The sequence below is a fragment of the Deltaproteobacteria bacterium genome (assembly GCA_030690165.1).
In the GTDB taxonomy this organism is placed as follows: domain Bacteria; phylum Desulfobacterota; class GWC2-55-46; order UBA9637; family UBA9637; genus JACRNJ01.
The window spans coordinates 1-13,369 of record JAUYHF010000041.1 but is presented as its reverse complement, the minus strand read 5'-3'; the positions used below and the strand labels follow the sequence as shown (position 1 = coordinate 13,369).

At 43.3% G+C, this 13,369-nt stretch carries 16 protein-coding genes; 6 read left to right on the top strand and 10 right to left on the bottom strand.

Translation table 11 applies throughout. From position 1 onward, the window contains the following. The first annotated feature begins 95 nt into the window (after positions 1-95). The 4 genes from Q8P28_06625 to Q8P28_06610 all read left to right on the top strand — a co-directional run bounded on the left by Q8P28_06625 (position 96) and on the right by Q8P28_06610 (position 1,868). A complete protein-coding gene (locus tag Q8P28_06625) occupies positions 96-350 on the top strand; it encodes a hypothetical protein (protein MDP2682461.1) in 255 nt (84 codons plus the stop codon). After that, positions 347-745 carry a PIN domain-containing protein gene (locus Q8P28_06620; GenBank protein ID MDP2682460.1) on the top strand — a complete coding sequence of 133 codons (399 nt, stop codon included), beginning with the start codon at positions 347-349 and terminating at the stop codon, positions 743-745. Before Q8P28_06625 ends, Q8P28_06620 begins: the two co-directional genes overlap by 4 nt. A 383-nt stretch (positions 746-1,128) precedes the next feature. Continuing rightward, entirely contained in the window at positions 1,129-1,323 is a 195-nt protein-coding gene (locus Q8P28_06615) for a hypothetical protein (protein MDP2682459.1), read from the top strand. Positions 1,324-1,601: 278 nt separating this feature from the next. After that, positions 1,602-1,868: a DUF1640 domain-containing protein gene (locus tag Q8P28_06610; GenBank protein ID MDP2682458.1), complete on the top strand. Its 267-nt coding sequence runs from the start codon at positions 1,602-1,604 to the stop codon at positions 1,866-1,868. 263 nt (positions 1,869-2,131) lie between these two features. Here the strand turns inward: Q8P28_06610 and glnA are convergent, their stop codons facing one another. Both glnA and Q8P28_06600 read right to left on the bottom strand, forming a co-directional pair. Next, complete coding sequence (gene glnA / locus Q8P28_06605) at positions 2,132-3,544, bottom strand: type I glutamate--ammonia ligase (GenBank protein MDP2682457.1); 1,413 nt, start codon at positions 3,542-3,544, stop codon at positions 2,132-2,134. A gap of 108 nt (positions 3,545-3,652) precedes the next feature. After that, the gene (locus Q8P28_06600) at positions 3,653-3,991 is read right to left on the bottom strand and encodes a P-II family nitrogen regulator (GenBank protein ID MDP2682456.1); all 339 of its coding nucleotides are present in this window, start codon (positions 3,989-3,991) and stop codon (positions 3,653-3,655) included. Between the two features lie 290 nt (positions 3,992-4,281). Here Q8P28_06600 and Q8P28_06595 point away from each other — a divergent pair, with 290 nt between their 5' ends. After that, entirely contained in the window at positions 4,282-4,791 is a 510-nt protein-coding gene (locus Q8P28_06595; protein MDP2682455.1) for an NYN domain-containing protein, read from the top strand. Position 4,792: 1 nt separating this feature from the next. Here the strand turns inward: Q8P28_06595 and plsY are convergent, their stop codons facing one another. The 8 genes from plsY to groES form a co-directional block, all read right to left on the bottom strand. Continuing rightward, positions 4,793-5,386 carry a glycerol-3-phosphate 1-O-acyltransferase PlsY gene (gene plsY, locus Q8P28_06590; GenBank protein ID MDP2682454.1) on the bottom strand — a complete coding sequence of 198 codons (594 nt, stop codon included), beginning with the start codon at positions 5,384-5,386 and terminating at the stop codon, positions 4,793-4,795. A gap of 50 nt (positions 5,387-5,436) precedes the next feature. Further along, positions 5,437-6,138, bottom strand: a complete 702-nt coding sequence (gene radC, locus Q8P28_06585) for a DNA repair protein RadC (GenBank protein ID MDP2682453.1) — start codon at positions 6,136-6,138, stop codon at positions 5,437-5,439. 69 nt (positions 6,139-6,207) lie between these two features. Beyond that, the gene (gene glmS / locus Q8P28_06580; protein MDP2682452.1) at positions 6,208-8,040 is read right to left on the bottom strand and encodes a glutamine--fructose-6-phosphate transaminase (isomerizing); all 1,833 of its coding nucleotides are present in this window, start codon (positions 8,038-8,040) and stop codon (positions 6,208-6,210) included. 22 nt (positions 8,041-8,062) lie between these two features. Beyond that, positions 8,063-8,446 carry a hypothetical protein gene (locus tag Q8P28_06575; protein MDP2682451.1) on the bottom strand — a complete coding sequence of 128 codons (384 nt, stop codon included), beginning with the start codon at positions 8,444-8,446 and terminating at the stop codon, positions 8,063-8,065. 66 nt (positions 8,447-8,512) lie between these two features. Then, positions 8,513-9,907: a bifunctional UDP-N-acetylglucosamine diphosphorylase/glucosamine-1-phosphate N-acetyltransferase GlmU gene (gene glmU, locus Q8P28_06570; protein MDP2682450.1), complete on the bottom strand. Its 1,395-nt coding sequence runs from the start codon at positions 9,905-9,907 to the stop codon at positions 8,513-8,515. A 55-nt stretch (positions 9,908-9,962) separates the two neighbouring features. Then, positions 9,963-10,619: an endonuclease III gene (gene nth, locus Q8P28_06565; GenBank protein MDP2682449.1), complete on the bottom strand. Its 657-nt coding sequence runs from the start codon at positions 10,617-10,619 to the stop codon at positions 9,963-9,965. A 74-nt stretch (positions 10,620-10,693) separates the two neighbouring features. Further along, complete coding sequence (gene groL, locus Q8P28_06560; protein MDP2682448.1) at positions 10,694-12,337, bottom strand: chaperonin GroEL; 1,644 nt, start codon at positions 12,335-12,337, stop codon at positions 10,694-10,696. Positions 12,338-12,419: 82 nt separating this feature from the next. Then, on the bottom strand, positions 12,420-12,710 hold the full coding sequence (gene groES, locus Q8P28_06555) for a co-chaperone GroES (protein MDP2682447.1): 291 nt from the start codon (positions 12,708-12,710) through the stop codon (positions 12,420-12,422). Positions 12,711-13,178: 468 nt separating this feature from the next. Between groES and Q8P28_06550 the strand changes: the two genes are divergently transcribed. After that, positions 13,179-13,369 (top strand): transposase (locus Q8P28_06550; protein MDP2682446.1); only part of this gene is annotated, 191 nt, incomplete at its 3' end.

Genomic DNA, 13,369 nt, shown 5'->3' with positions numbered 1-13,369 from the left:
GTAAAGACAGGTTAAGGAAATCCTTAACCTTAAATTTCTTGCAGTTTATGCTTTAATTTTATATTATAAAAACAAATCAGCAACGGAGGCCTGTCATGGGGAAAACCGCTGTATTTATAGCCGAGTTTCTAAAAGATGGACATCTTTCCATACCGGAAAAGATTGTAAAAACCTTATCTCTGGAAAAGGGTAAAAGAGTAAAAACTATCATTGAAACCGAACAATTCAACAAAAAAGATTTTTTGGGGCTTTTGGGCATTTGGAAGGGTAAAACCCAGGCAGAGATTAACATCTATAAGGAAATCTTGCGAGAGCGGGAGAGTTTTGGGAGGGTAGAGGTTAAGCTTTGATATTCTGCCTTGATACGGACATTCTCATTGAGTATTTTCGTGGAAATGAGAAAATAAGAGACAGGATAGAGGCCCTTTCGGATAATGACAGCATTGGTCTTACTTGGTTGTCTTTCTATGAATTTTTTAAAGGCATCTTTGTTAGCGGAAAGATAGAAGAAGAGAAATTCTTACGGAAACTGTTTGACTCCTCCGTTATATTAGAAGCGTCATATCAATCTGCCAAAATAGGCGGCGAGATATATGCCTCTCTTAAAAAGAGAGGACAACTTATTAACGATGCGGATATTCTGATAGCCAGTATCGTAAAAAGCCGCGCAGCTGTCCTTGTAACCAATAATGTATCTCACTTTTCCAGAATTGAAGGGCTCAAAATAGAAAATTGGATGGCTTGATGCAAATCTTAATGTCCAGACCTTTGATACAGCCGGTCAAAAGTGGCTCGCAACGGTTAACGGCAGCGGCACATACACCGGCACAGACACAATGACCGGCTCTACCGTCAACTTTGAAGGCGCTGCGGCAGGCACAAACACAGGCATAGGGCCAGGCACATTCTCAGGCACAGGGGCAGGGGTGGCACAGTAAAACCGGAGAACAGAAGATAAATCCCCCGACCCATCCTTCGGATGGGTACCCCGCCCCCTTTGTCAAAGGGGGACTTGTTTTCCCCCCTCTTTTGCAAAGAGGGGTCAGGGGAGATTTTAAATTTGATTTTAAAACATGTCTCTGCTAAAATTTTATTACATATTAAACAAAGCGTAGGAGGTGTGTCAAAATGAAACAGGCAATCACAGAAGAAACCATAACAGTTCCAAAAGTGGAATATAGGCTTTTAAAGGAACTATACAAAACAATAAAGCGCCAGAATTTTTTATTGCGGATTGAAGAGGCTGAAAAGAACTTAAAGGCCGGCAAGGTTAAAAAAATCTCCATAGATAGGTTCATTGAAGCTAAAGGGAGACATGAGTAGTTATTACGCTTTTTCAATAAGCTATTCTAACAGAATAGTTTTTAAAATCCTGGATGACGAAACTATATACCTCATAGAAATAGGCAGCCACGACATTTGTTATTAGACAGCGTCTCCTCCGGCACAGGGGCAGGGGTGGTGAGGTAGGGCAGTCAGAATAGGGCGGCAGCCAAAAGACTAACCGTCCTTTTCCTTTGACATATAAAGGGTGGAGGAGTAAACTCTGAAGTGATTATAAGGCGAGAGGCGGTAAAAAGAAACAAGCGGAGGGTGTTCTTATGTATGTTGCCGAAATAGAACTTTATGAGATTTTAAAAACAAAGGTTGGAGAAAAAGAAGCCAGAACATTGGTTGAATACATAGAGGCTAAAGTTGAGAAGAAGTTTGAAGAAAAAAAAGACACACTGGCGACTAAACAGGATATTGCAAATTTAGAGATTAAGATAGAAAAGACACGTTCGGACATCATAAAATGGATGTTTCTGTTTTGGATAGGCCAATTGGCGTCGTTCATAGCCATATTGCAGATATTTTTCAGGAAGTGATACATAAATACAGTGAGACGTGAGAGGTGAGATGTAAATACAGTGAACAGCGTTAAACGCAATAAACACAATAAACGAAAAAGCTATGCAGTAAAGACAAAAAAGCCCCCCGATGGAAATCGGGGGGCTTTTTTGTTTGAATTTCGTAGCTGCCCGATTTATCGGGCGATTTGTAACTCAAGGCTTTAGCCTTGAAAAACCTCAAATCTGAAGGTTTGAGTTACAAATGCTGATAAATCAGCAAACTACAATTAAGGTCAAAATCAGCAGTCAAAATACAGCGCAAATTCATGCGGAACAGGTCTTAATTTTACAGGATTGACCTCTTTATCCATCTTGTATTCAATCCATGTGTCAATAACATCCTTTGTAAAGACATCTCCCTTGAGCAAGAATTCATGGTCTTTCTTCAGTGCGTTTAACGCATCTTCCAGAGAGCCGCAGGCGGAAGGAACCTTTGAGAGTTCCTCAGGCGAAAGCGCGTATATATCCTTGTCCAGCGGGCTGCCCGGGTTAATCTTGTTCTGGATGCCGTCCAGCCCTGCCATTAGCATTGCCGCAAAAGCGAGATAGCCGTTGCAGGACGGGTCTGGGAATCTAACCTCAATCCTCTTTGCCTTTGGCGACGGCGAATACATTGGGATTCTTATGGATGCGCTCCTGTTTCTGCTTGAATAGGCAAGATTTATGGGCGCCTCAAAACCAGGCACGAGCCTTCTGTAGGAATTTGTTCCGGGATTGCAGAACGCATTTAAAGCCCTTGCATGTTTTAAAATGCCGCCGATGTAATACATTGCAAGGTCGCTCATACCGCCGTATTTATCGCCTGCAAAAAGGGGCTTGCCGCCTTTCCATAGGGATTGATGAACATGCATGCCGCTTCCATTATCGCCGAATATCGGTTTGGGCATGAATGTTACTGTCTTCTTCCATCTCCATGCGACATTTTTTACAATGTATTTATACCACATGAGTTTGTCGCCCATCTTTAAAAGGCTGTCAAACCTCATATCTATTTCAGCCTGTCCTGCTGTCGCAACCTCGTGATGCTGTCTTTCTATCTGAATGCCTATTTGTTCCATAATGAGGCACATCTCTGTCCTTATATCCTGCTGGTTGTCTGTTGGCGCAACAGGGAAATAACCTTCTTTATGCCGCGGCTTGTATCCGAGATTAGGGCACTCGTCTTTGCCTGTATTCCAGATGCCTTCAATAGAATCAATGAAATAATAACCGTGTTGCGCTGTTTGGTCATACCGGACATTGTCAAGGATAAAGAACTCCGGCTCTGGGCCGAAATATGCCATATCTCCAATGCCTGTTGACTTTAGAAATGCCTCTGCCTTTTTTGCGATATTTCTGGGGTCTCTTGAATAATCCTCTCTTGTTATGGGGTCAATAATGTTGCAGATAAGGGATAATGTGGGTGATTCCATGAACGGGTCCATAACCGCTGTTACAGGGTCAGGCACAACAAGCATATCGCTTGCGTGTATAGGCTGCCAGCCGCGGATAGATGAGCCGTCAAAGCCTAACCCTTCTTTAAATATCTCTTCCTTGAGTTCAGAGACGGGTGTTGAAAAATGCTGCCAGATGCCGATAAAATCCAGAAACTTGAAGTCAACCATCTTTGCGCCCTTCTCCTTTGCAAACTGTAATACCTCTTTTGGCGTCATTCTTTTATTCCTCCTTGGTTTTAAGTGTCATAGAGTCAAAGAGTCATAGAGTCAAAGTTTTTGTTTTTGCTCTGACCCTTTGACCCTCTGATTCTTTGACCCTGTATTTTATATCGCCTCTTCCCCTCTTTCCCCTGTTCTTATTCTAACAACCTCATCCAGAGGCAGCACAAATATCTTGCCGTCTCCTATCCTGCCTGTCTTGGCGCTATTGACAATTACCTCAATAACTTTTGCAGCCATATCCGCCTTGACAACTATCTCTATCTTTATCTTTGGCAGAAAGTCAACGACATACTCTGCGCCCCTGTAAAGCTCTGTATGTCCCTTCTGTCTGCCAAAACCCTTTACCTCTGAAACAGTTATGCCCTGTATCCCAATCTCATTAAGGGCGTCCTTTACCTCGTCTAATTTAAACGGTTTTATAATGGCCTCTATCTTCTTCACGCCGTTATACCTCCAATGTTCAAGTTCCCAAAAATTAGCACACCGACCTTAAGTTGTAAAGGATTTTTTAGCCTTAACGAACGTCACTATAGGTGATTGCCTTTTCATTGCCTTTTCATTAAATTAAGCAAGGTTTGTGCCAACAGTAGAAAGAAAAAAATTACCGTGAAATCAAGGAGATTCAAAGCCTATTCGCGATCAACCAGATTAAATTTTATGCAATTTAAAAGTTTTTTGCTTATAAAATCGGCATAGTTGAAAATCCGCTGCTTATCTGCTATTTTAAAACAATGGCAGTTCATCTTGTAATAGATGGTTACAATCTTATCGGAGCTATGACAATCCCTGACCATGCAAAAATGGGATTGGAAGATACCAGAGAAGAGCTTATTAAAAGGCTGATGGCTTACAAGCGGCTGAAGGGGCGCAGAATAACCATTGTGTTTGACGGTAAAGGATCGGGCAATTTCTACAGGGCAAGAACGAACCAGGGCGGGATTGAGGTTATATTTTCTAAGGACGGCGAAGAGGCAGACCAGATTCTGAAAGAAATGGCAAAGATTGAAAGACATGGTATGACCCTTGTTACCTCTGACAGGGCGGTTGTCTCTTTTGCAGAGGCTTGCGGCGCGGTTGCAATATCATCAGGAGAGTTTGACGCAATACTATCTATGTCCATTTACAGTGATATGAAAGGCGTTATGGATGATGAGGAAGCTATGCCGGCAAGAAAGGCAGGAAATCCGCGAAAGCTGTCAAAACAGGAAAGGAAACGGCTTCAAAGGATAAAGAAGCTGTAAGCTATCTCCCAATCTTATTTTCAGTCCCCTGTCCAAGCCTTTTGATATTATCCGAGTGTTTGAATATAATGAAAATAGCAATTATCACAGCGAGCGGGATATAGGAATTAGCAGCTGTAAACAGATAGAACAGCACAGGCACAGATGCGACGGCAATCATTGAACCGGCTGACACATATCTGAAAATTGCTACTATGATTACAAACAGGGCAAGCGCTAACAATGCCTGCAATGGTCCGATAGCCAAAAACACCCCAAGGGTTGTTGCAACCCCCTTGCCTCCTTTAAATTTCAAAAATACAGGGAATATATGGCCTAAAAATACTAAAAAGGCCGCAAGACTCACTTCTACCGGGCTATTGCCGAAGATATAAAATGCAAACAGGGTTATTAAGAACCCCTTAAGCACATCCCCGATAAGGGTTATAATGCCCGCAGCCTTGCCTGCTGCCCTTCCGACATTTGTAGCGCCAATATTGCCGCTGCCGATAGTCCTCGGATCAGGGGCGCCCAGTATTTTGGCAACAACTATGCCTGTGGGTATGGAGCCTACGAGATAGGCGATGATTGCTAATATTATTACTTCAAGAGTCATAGCTAACTTTGTTAAATTTTGTAATTTGCAATCTTCATTTTGCAATATTTCTATAAAATTCCTTCATCCGCAAAACTTATATATCTTCCATCTCCGATTATTATATGGTCAAGAACCTTCACTCCAATCAGTTCCCCGACCTCCTTCAGTCTTTTTGTTATCTCTTTATCCTCTCTGCTCGGCGCCGGGTCGCCTGACGGGTGGTTGTGAACAAGGATTACGGCTGCCGCAGAGTCCCGTATAACAGGGTTAAAGACCTCTCTCGGATGCACGATGGATGATGTGAGGCTCCCTTCTGAAATCTTTACATCCCTCAGCATCCTGTTTTTTCCGTCAAGGAGCACGGCAATAAATACCTCTTTCTTTTTTGAACGGATGGATTCGTGAAAGTGATTAAAGACCTGTATGGAACTATGAAACCCTTCTCCGGTCTTTATTTTTTCCGCCGAGTATCTTTTGGCTATCTCAAATACTGCCTTTATCTGCGTTGCTTTAGCAGGACCTATCCCTTTGATGCCCTCTGTTTTTTTAAGCTCATCTACGCTTGCCAATTCAATCCCCTTGAATCCGTCATAGGTATTTATAAGCGTCTTAGCATGGTCAAGGGCGCTTTTTCCCTTGGAGCCTGTTCTTAAAATTATTGCAAGGAGTTCGGCAGATGATAAATTTTCCGGGCCTAATTTAATCAGCTTCTCTCTGGGCCTGTCATCCTCCGGCCAGTCTTTTATGGTTTGTGGATATTTAGGTTCCATAATCAATAATCAAACCTGAAGGTTTGAGCTACAACATGTCGTGTAACTCAAGGCTTTAGCCTTGATGACTCATTCCACGGTCACGCTCTTTGCCAGATTTCTCGGCTGGTCAACATCAGTGCCTTTGAGGACAGCGATATGATAGGCAAGCATTTGCAGCGGTATGGTTAAAAGGATTGGCGTAAGATGATGGCTTGTAGCAGGTATTATTATTACACAATCGGCCTTTTTAGACGCCTCGCTGTCGTTCTCATTAACCACGGCAATTATCCTGCCGCCCCGCGCCTTTACCTCTTCTATGTTTCCCAGTATCTTTGGATATAGGACGTTCTTTGGGGCCAGCGCAACCACAGGCATGTCCTCATCTATTAGCGCAATCGGCCCGTGCTTCATCTCTCCAGCAGGATAGCCTTCCGCATGGATATAAGAAATCTCTTTTAATTTCAATGCGCCTTCAAGGGCAACAGGATAATTGATCCCTCTGCCGAGATATAAAAAATCCCTGAATGTGAAATATCTTTTAGCAATTGCCTCTATCTTTGGCTCATCCATTAGAATGGCGTCAATCTTTTTGGGAATCTTTACTAATTCATGGATAAGCCCCTTTGCCATATCCAGTTTTATATTGCCGAGTTTTATGCCAAGATGGAGCGCCAAGAGATAAAGGGCAGTGAGCTGGGTTGTAAACGCCTTTGTTGACGCAACGCCGATCTCGGGCCCTGCATGGGTATAAATAACATTGCCGGATTCCCTTGCAATACTGCTTTCTATCACATTGCATATAGATATAACCCGCGCCCCTTTCCTCTTTGCCTCTTTTATTGCCGCAAATGTGTCTAATGTCTCGCCTGACTGGGATATGGCTATGACAAGGGTCTTTTTATCCGCCAGCGGATTTCTATATCTGAATTCAGAGCCGAGGTCAACCTCTGTTGGTATTCTGCAAAATTCCTCAAGAAGAAATTTTCCCACAAGCCCTGCGTGCCATGATGTGCCGCATGCAATAATGTATATCCTTTCTACTGCCTTTAAATCCTTTTCCTCCATTTTAAAATCATCCAATATAACATTGCCTGTCTCTTCTGAAATCCTGCCCCGGAATGTATCTGTTACTGCCCTGGACTGTTCAAATATTTCTTTCAGCATGAAGTGGCGATAGCCCCCCTTTTCAGCCATTACAGGATTCCAGTCTATCTCACGCGGGGTCTTTTTTATTTCCCTGCCGTCAATTGTTTTGACTTGAACTTCATGCCTTGTAACAGTAACAATCTCGCCGTCATCCAGGAATATAACCCTTCTTGTGCGGTTTAATATAGCAGGTATGTCAGATGCAATAAACCCCTCGCCCTCTCCAAGGCCGACAACAAGCGGACATTCCATTCTTGCGCCGATTATCTTATCCGGCTCATCCTTTGATATAACAACAATGGCATAAGAGCCTTTGACCTGCTTCAGAGTTTCCGTTACAGAATCTTCAAATCCCCTGCCTGCTTTCATTTGCCGCGATATAAGATGGGCAAGTATCTCTGTATCTGTCTCGGATTTAAACACAGCGCCCTGTTTTTTAAGCGCCTCTTTTAGAGAAAGGTAGTTTTCTATAATGCCATTATGCACAACAGCAATACCGGCCTCTACATGCGGATGGGCGTTTTCCTCAGAAGGCCTTCCATGCGTTGCCCAGCGGGTGTGGCTTATGCCGATGTGTCCTGTTATGGGATGGGCAAAAACCTTTTTCTCAAGATTTACAAGTTTGCCCACGCTCCGGCGCACCTCTATCTTTTTGCCGGCGTCAATGACAGCAATGCCAGCCGAGTCATATCCCCGGTATTCAAGCCGTTTGAGACCGTCAAGAAGGACTTCGCTTGCATCGTTATTTCCTATGTAGCCGACTATTCCGCACATGAAATGCTCCCAATTAAAAATATCAATATATCCGCTCTTTTTTCACTATAACACCATTTATTATAGTAAAAATAGATGTTCCTGAGGAATAGTCGCCCTTGTATATAAATTGTTGCTTTACAGCGGCCGTGCCGGTTTTTTGTTTATTCTTTTGAAAGGTTTTTGGATCAAGTTCAATTGTGCGCTCCTGGCTCTTTTCTAAGAAAACCACACCTAAATCAATTATCTGGCAGGGCTCTCCGTATTTCTCAGTCAGTTGAACCTCTGACCACGGTTCATCTATTTCACCTGTAGAAACAAGACCAAACTCCCTTGTATCAAGGGCACGGCAGCTTTTTTTATCCTCAGCCATGACAGAAAAGGAGAATATCGCAAAGAAAAAAATAAGGGCTGCTATTTTATTCATAAAAACCCCCTTTTTTTATTGTTTTGAGACTTTTTAAATCCCGTTTAGCTCTTCTTACAACTGACCTTACTTCTTGAACCCCTTCTTCTCCACCCATCCCTCAATAACCCTTTGCTCAGGCCTGCTCAACGCAAGCGAACCGGCCGGCACGTTTTTGGTGATTGTAGAACCTGAGCCGATGTAGGCATTCTTGCCGACTTTCACCGGCGCAACCAGTTGCGTATCGCTGCCGATGAAGGCGCCGTCTTCTATAATTGTCTGATGTTTTTTTATGCCGTCATAATTGCAGGTTATGGTTCCTGCGCCGATATTAACATTCTTGCCGATTGTTGCATCGCCAATGTAACTTAAATGATTTGCCTTTGTGCCTTTGCCTATTTTAGATTTTTTCACCTCTACAAAATTTCCAATTTTTGCCTTGTCTTCAATAACGCATTTTGGTCTGAGTCTTGCAAAAGGACCGATAGAGACATGCCTGCCGGTTTTAGATGATTCAACAATTGAATGGCTCTTGATTACAGAACCGTCGCCAATAGCGGAATTTATTATCTTGCACCCTTCTTCTATCAAACACCCTTGTCCGACATTTGTATCGCCTTCTAAAAACACATTAGGATATATAGTTGTATCTTTGCCGATATTTACACCATAATGGATATATGTTGTTTCAGGGTCAATAAGAGAAACCCCTGACAGCATAAGTTCATTATTTATCCGCTGTTTAATTACCTTATTCGCTTGTGCAAGTTCAATGCGGTTATTTATCCCCATTACCTCGGCAGGGTCTATGTGCGTAAGGCACGAAACATTTAGTCTTTGTTTAACTGCTATTGCTATAAGGTCAGGAAGATAATATTCACCCTGCGCATTTCCCTTTTTTATCTTCTTCAAGCCGGAGAATAAAAACGCCGCATCTGCGCAATAAATTCCCGTGTTGATTTCATTGACAGCCTTTTCTTCGGAGTCGGCATCCTTGTCTTCTACTATCTTGATGACACTATTATTGTCATCCCTCAGCACCCTTCCGTAACCGACAGGGTCTTCAAGAACGGTTGATATAAATGATATGGCGGCCTTTTTCTTTGCATGGAGGATTAAAAGGCCAAGAATGGTCTCTCTGGTAATGAGAGGAACGTCGCCGGAAAGTATTAAAATATTCCCCTTGAATGATTTAAGAGAATCCGCGGCTGATAGAGCTGCATGGCCGGTGCCGAGTTGAGGCTCCTGCCTGACATAAATAAGTTTGGAGTTTGGTTCGGAGTTTAAGGCATATATTACTTCTCCGGCTTTGTGGCCAACTATAATAATAACCTTTTCTATACCAAGACTTTTTACAACATCAATGGGATAAAAGAGCATCGGTTTGCCTGCAATAGGATGAAGCGCCTTTGGCATATCCGATTTCATCCGTTTTCCAAGGCCTGCCGCAAGGATAATAGCTGCAATGTTTTTATTTTTCACATATCAAAAATATACTAACAATGCCCTTGCGTCAAGGTATTTTTGGGCAAGAAGATTATCTGTGTTTTATAACCCCATTCCTGTTGCAATATTTATAAATCTTGCACCGGCTGCATAGGGGCGAAACAGGCTTGCAGATATTCTGGCCATAAGTTACGAGGAGGTCATTTATAATAATCCAGTATCTTTTTGGGAGCTTTTTCCTCAAGGCAAACTCTGTATCTTCCGGCGTATTGGTTTTTACATAACCCCAGCGGTTGGTTATCCTGTGAACATGGGTGTCAACGCATATACCTGGTTTTCCATAGCCGATTGTTACAACAAGGTTTGCCGTCTTTCTTCCAACCCCTTTGAACTTTAAAAGCTCATCAATTTCATCAGGCGCTTTTGAATGGTATTTTTCCACCAATTCCTTGCAGATATTTTTTATAATTCTTGCTTTGTTTCTGTAAAAGCCTACAGGATAGATTGCCTTTTCAATTGTTTTAATCGGCAGAGACATCATGGCTTCAGGTGTTTTTGCAATATCAAACAGCCTTTCAGCGGCCTGAAGAGTAGTATTATCTTTTGTGCGCAGACTCAGGATGCACGAGATGAGCACCATAAATGGACTTCTGGATGTATCGGATACCTGAGTAACAGCAGGGGTGGCAAACAGTTTGTTCTCATTTTTAAGTATTTTGATGACTAAGGCTATGTCGGAATTTTTCATGTCAGCATGTAAATAAAAAGGGCGCCCTGATGGCCAGGACACCCTTTTATAGTTTTGAACCCATTACTTTCTTTCTACATCATCCCTTCCATACCGCCCATGCCAGGGTGCATTCCGCCCATACCGCCGCCGCCTTTTTCTTCCTTTGGCTTCTCGGCAATGATTGCCTCTGTTGTCAGCATAAGCCCTGCAATAGATGCGGCGTTCTGAAGCGCATACCGTGTAACCTTTGTCGGGTCAATAACGCCTGCCTTTAAGAGGTCTTCATATATTTCAGTTGCGGCATTGAACCCAAATGCGCCGCTTTCTTTTTTAACCTTGTCAACAACTATTGAACCCTCAGCGCCTGCATTTGCCGCAATCTGTCTGATTGGCTCTTCAAGCGCCTTCTTTACAATATTTACGCCAAACTGCTGGTCGCCCTCAAGTTTAAGTTTTTCAACAGCGGGTAGTATTCTTAAATATGTTACACCGCCGCCCGGGACAATGCCTTCTTCAACCGCAGCCCTTGTTGCGTGGAGCGCGTCCTCAACCCGAGCCTTCTTCTCCTTCATCTCTGTCTCGGTCGCTGCGCCAATATTTATTACAGCAACACCGCCGACAAGTTTTGCAAGTCTTTCCTGGAGTTTTTCCTTGTCATAATCCGATGTTGTCTCATCAAGCTGAGCCCTTATCTGTTTTACACGGCCCTCTATATCGGCCTTTTTCCCTGCGCCATCAATGATTGTGGTGTTCTCCTTGTCAATTACTATCCTCTTTGCCTTTCCAAGGTCCTTAATATCAACGGTCTCTAACTTTATGCCGAGCTCTTCAGCAATGAGCTTGCCGCCTGTAAGGATTGCAATGTCTTCCATCATCGCCTTTCTCCTGTCGCCAAAACCAGGGGCCTTTACAGCGCAGCACTGAAGCGTGCCGCGAAGCTTATTAACGACAAGGGTTGCAAGGGCCTCGCCCTCTACATCCTCTGAAATGATAATAAACGGCTTACCCATCTTTGCAATCTTTTCAAGGATTGGAAGCATGTCCCTCATATTGCTTATCTTCTTTTCGTGGATAAGGATGAATGCGTCTTCTATAACGCACTCCATCCTCTCGGCGTCTGTTACAAAGTATGGGGAGAGATACCCCCTGTCAAACTGCATACCTTCAACAACCTCAAGGGTTGTCTCCATGCCCTTTGCCTCTTCAACCGTGATTACCCCTTCCTTGCCAACCTTGTCCATTGCCTCTGCAATGATATCGCCTATTGTACTATCGCCATTGGCAGATATGGTGCCAACCTGAGCAATCTCTTTCTTGTCTTTTGTTGGTTTTGATAATTTTTTTAGCTCAGCAACTGCCGCCTCAACAGATTTGTCAATACCCCTCTTCAAATCCATTGGATTGTGGCCTGCGGCAACGAGCTTTGCGCCTTCTCTGTATATTGCCTGCGCAAGCACTGTTGCGGTTGTGGTTCCGTCTCCTGCAACATCGCTTGTCTTGGATGCCACTTCCTTAACCATTTGGGCGCCCATGTTTTCAAACTTATCTTCCAGTTCTATCTCCTTTGCAACTGTCACGCCATCTTTTGTGATGGTAGGCGAGCCAAAGGATTTATCAATAACAACATTTCTTCCCCTAGGGCCGAGTGTTACCTTTACCGCATCAGCCAGAACATTGACGCCGTTTAAAATAGAATTTCTTGCCTTTTGACCAAAGGCTATCATCTTTGCAGCCATTTTTCATTCCTCCTTAGTTATTGTTTTCAAGGCTAAAGCCTTGAGTTACTTCCTGTAACTCAAACCTTTAGGTTTGAGGTCTTCACTTTACTATTATTCCAAGTACGTCATCTTCCCTCATGATCAGATGCTCCACGCCTTCTATCTTTACCTCGGTGCCGCCGTACTTGTTGTAAAGCACCCTGTCGCCTGCCTTAACATCCATAACAATCCTTTTACCGTCGTCGGTCATCTTGCCTGGACCAACTGCAACAACCTCGCCTTCCATCGGCTTTTCCTTGGCGCTGTCCGGGATTATGATGCCCCCCTTTGTTTTTTCCTCTTCTTTAAGACCCTTTACAAGAATCCTGTCGTGAAGCGGTTTAATCTTCATCGTAAACTCCCTCCTTATAATATTGTTTTTGTTACTGCCGCTAATATATGCGCCGCTGTCTCAGTTGTCAAGGAGAATTTTAGCACTCGTGCATGGAGAGCGCTAATCCAATTAAAAACCAGCCTAATCGCCTCACGTGGTCTTTTTATAGATTATTGGAATAGCAGATATTATGACAACAAGGATTATACCCATAACCTGTCTGCTGCTTTTCAAGTTCGCATCAGGCCTTTTCCCCTTTGTACTCATCAAAGGAAAGCTCCATCCCTCTTTCTTTTTTGAACTTTGCTGAGATATTTTCTAAGAGAAATTTTTTTATGTCCATAGCGCGAAATAGTTGTCGCCTTGTTAGTGTTTATCCACCCATCTAAATTTGGGGAGAGTTCTAACTGATCTTCCCCCGAAAAAGTGGACACAATGAAGAGTTGGTAGTAGCATAAAAGCCGTCTCTTAAAAAGGAGGTGTCCGATGGAAGGGGAAAAGGTCAGATTAAAGCGGTTTGACAAGGCGTTTAAGGGGCAAGCGGTTAAAATGGCGGCTGAAGAAGGCCAAAAAGCCTCAGAGGTAGCCCGCTCTTTGGGAATCCATGCCAATGTGTTTTACAACTGGAAAAGGAAGTATGCCCAGGATGGTGATAAAGCGTTTGTCGGTAAGGGCCA

What these genes read in the sequence shown, in the direction of transcription:
- groES (MDP2682447.1), bottom strand. Translation starts at nt 12,710, where the DNA reads ATGAAGATTAAACCGCTTCACGACAGGATTCTTGTAAAGGGTCTTAAA.
- glnA (MDP2682457.1), bottom strand. Translation starts at nt 3,544, where the DNA reads ATGACGCCAAAAGAGGTATTACAGTTTGCAAAGGAGAAGGGCGCAAAG.
- nth (MDP2682449.1), bottom strand. Translation starts at nt 10,619, where the DNA reads ATGAAAAATTCCGACATAGCCTTAGTCATCAAAATACTTAAAAATGAG.
- Q8P28_06625 (MDP2682461.1), top strand. Translation starts at nt 96, where the DNA reads ATGGGGAAAACCGCTGTATTTATAGCCGAGTTTCTAAAAGATGGACAT.
- Q8P28_06615 (MDP2682459.1), top strand. Translation starts at nt 1,129, where the DNA reads ATGAAACAGGCAATCACAGAAGAAACCATAACAGTTCCAAAAGTGGAA.
- groL (MDP2682448.1), bottom strand. Translation starts at nt 12,337, where the DNA reads ATGGCTGCAAAGATGATAGCCTTTGGTCAAAAGGCAAGAAATTCTATT.
- Q8P28_06575 (MDP2682451.1), bottom strand. Translation starts at nt 8,446, where the DNA reads ATGAATAAAATAGCAGCCCTTATTTTTTTCTTTGCGATATTCTCCTTT.
- Q8P28_06595 (MDP2682455.1), top strand. Translation starts at nt 4,282, where the DNA reads ATGGCAGTTCATCTTGTAATAGATGGTTACAATCTTATCGGAGCTATG.
- glmS (MDP2682452.1), bottom strand. Translation starts at nt 8,040, where the DNA reads ATGTGCGGAATAGTCGGCTACATAGGAAATAACGATGCAAGCGAAGTC.
- Q8P28_06610 (MDP2682458.1), top strand. Translation starts at nt 1,602, where the DNA reads ATGTATGTTGCCGAAATAGAACTTTATGAGATTTTAAAAACAAAGGTT.
- radC (MDP2682453.1), bottom strand. Translation starts at nt 6,138, where the DNA reads ATGGAACCTAAATATCCACAAACCATAAAAGACTGGCCGGAGGATGAC.
- plsY (MDP2682454.1), bottom strand. Translation starts at nt 5,386, where the DNA reads ATGACTCTTGAAGTAATAATATTAGCAATCATCGCCTATCTCGTAGGC.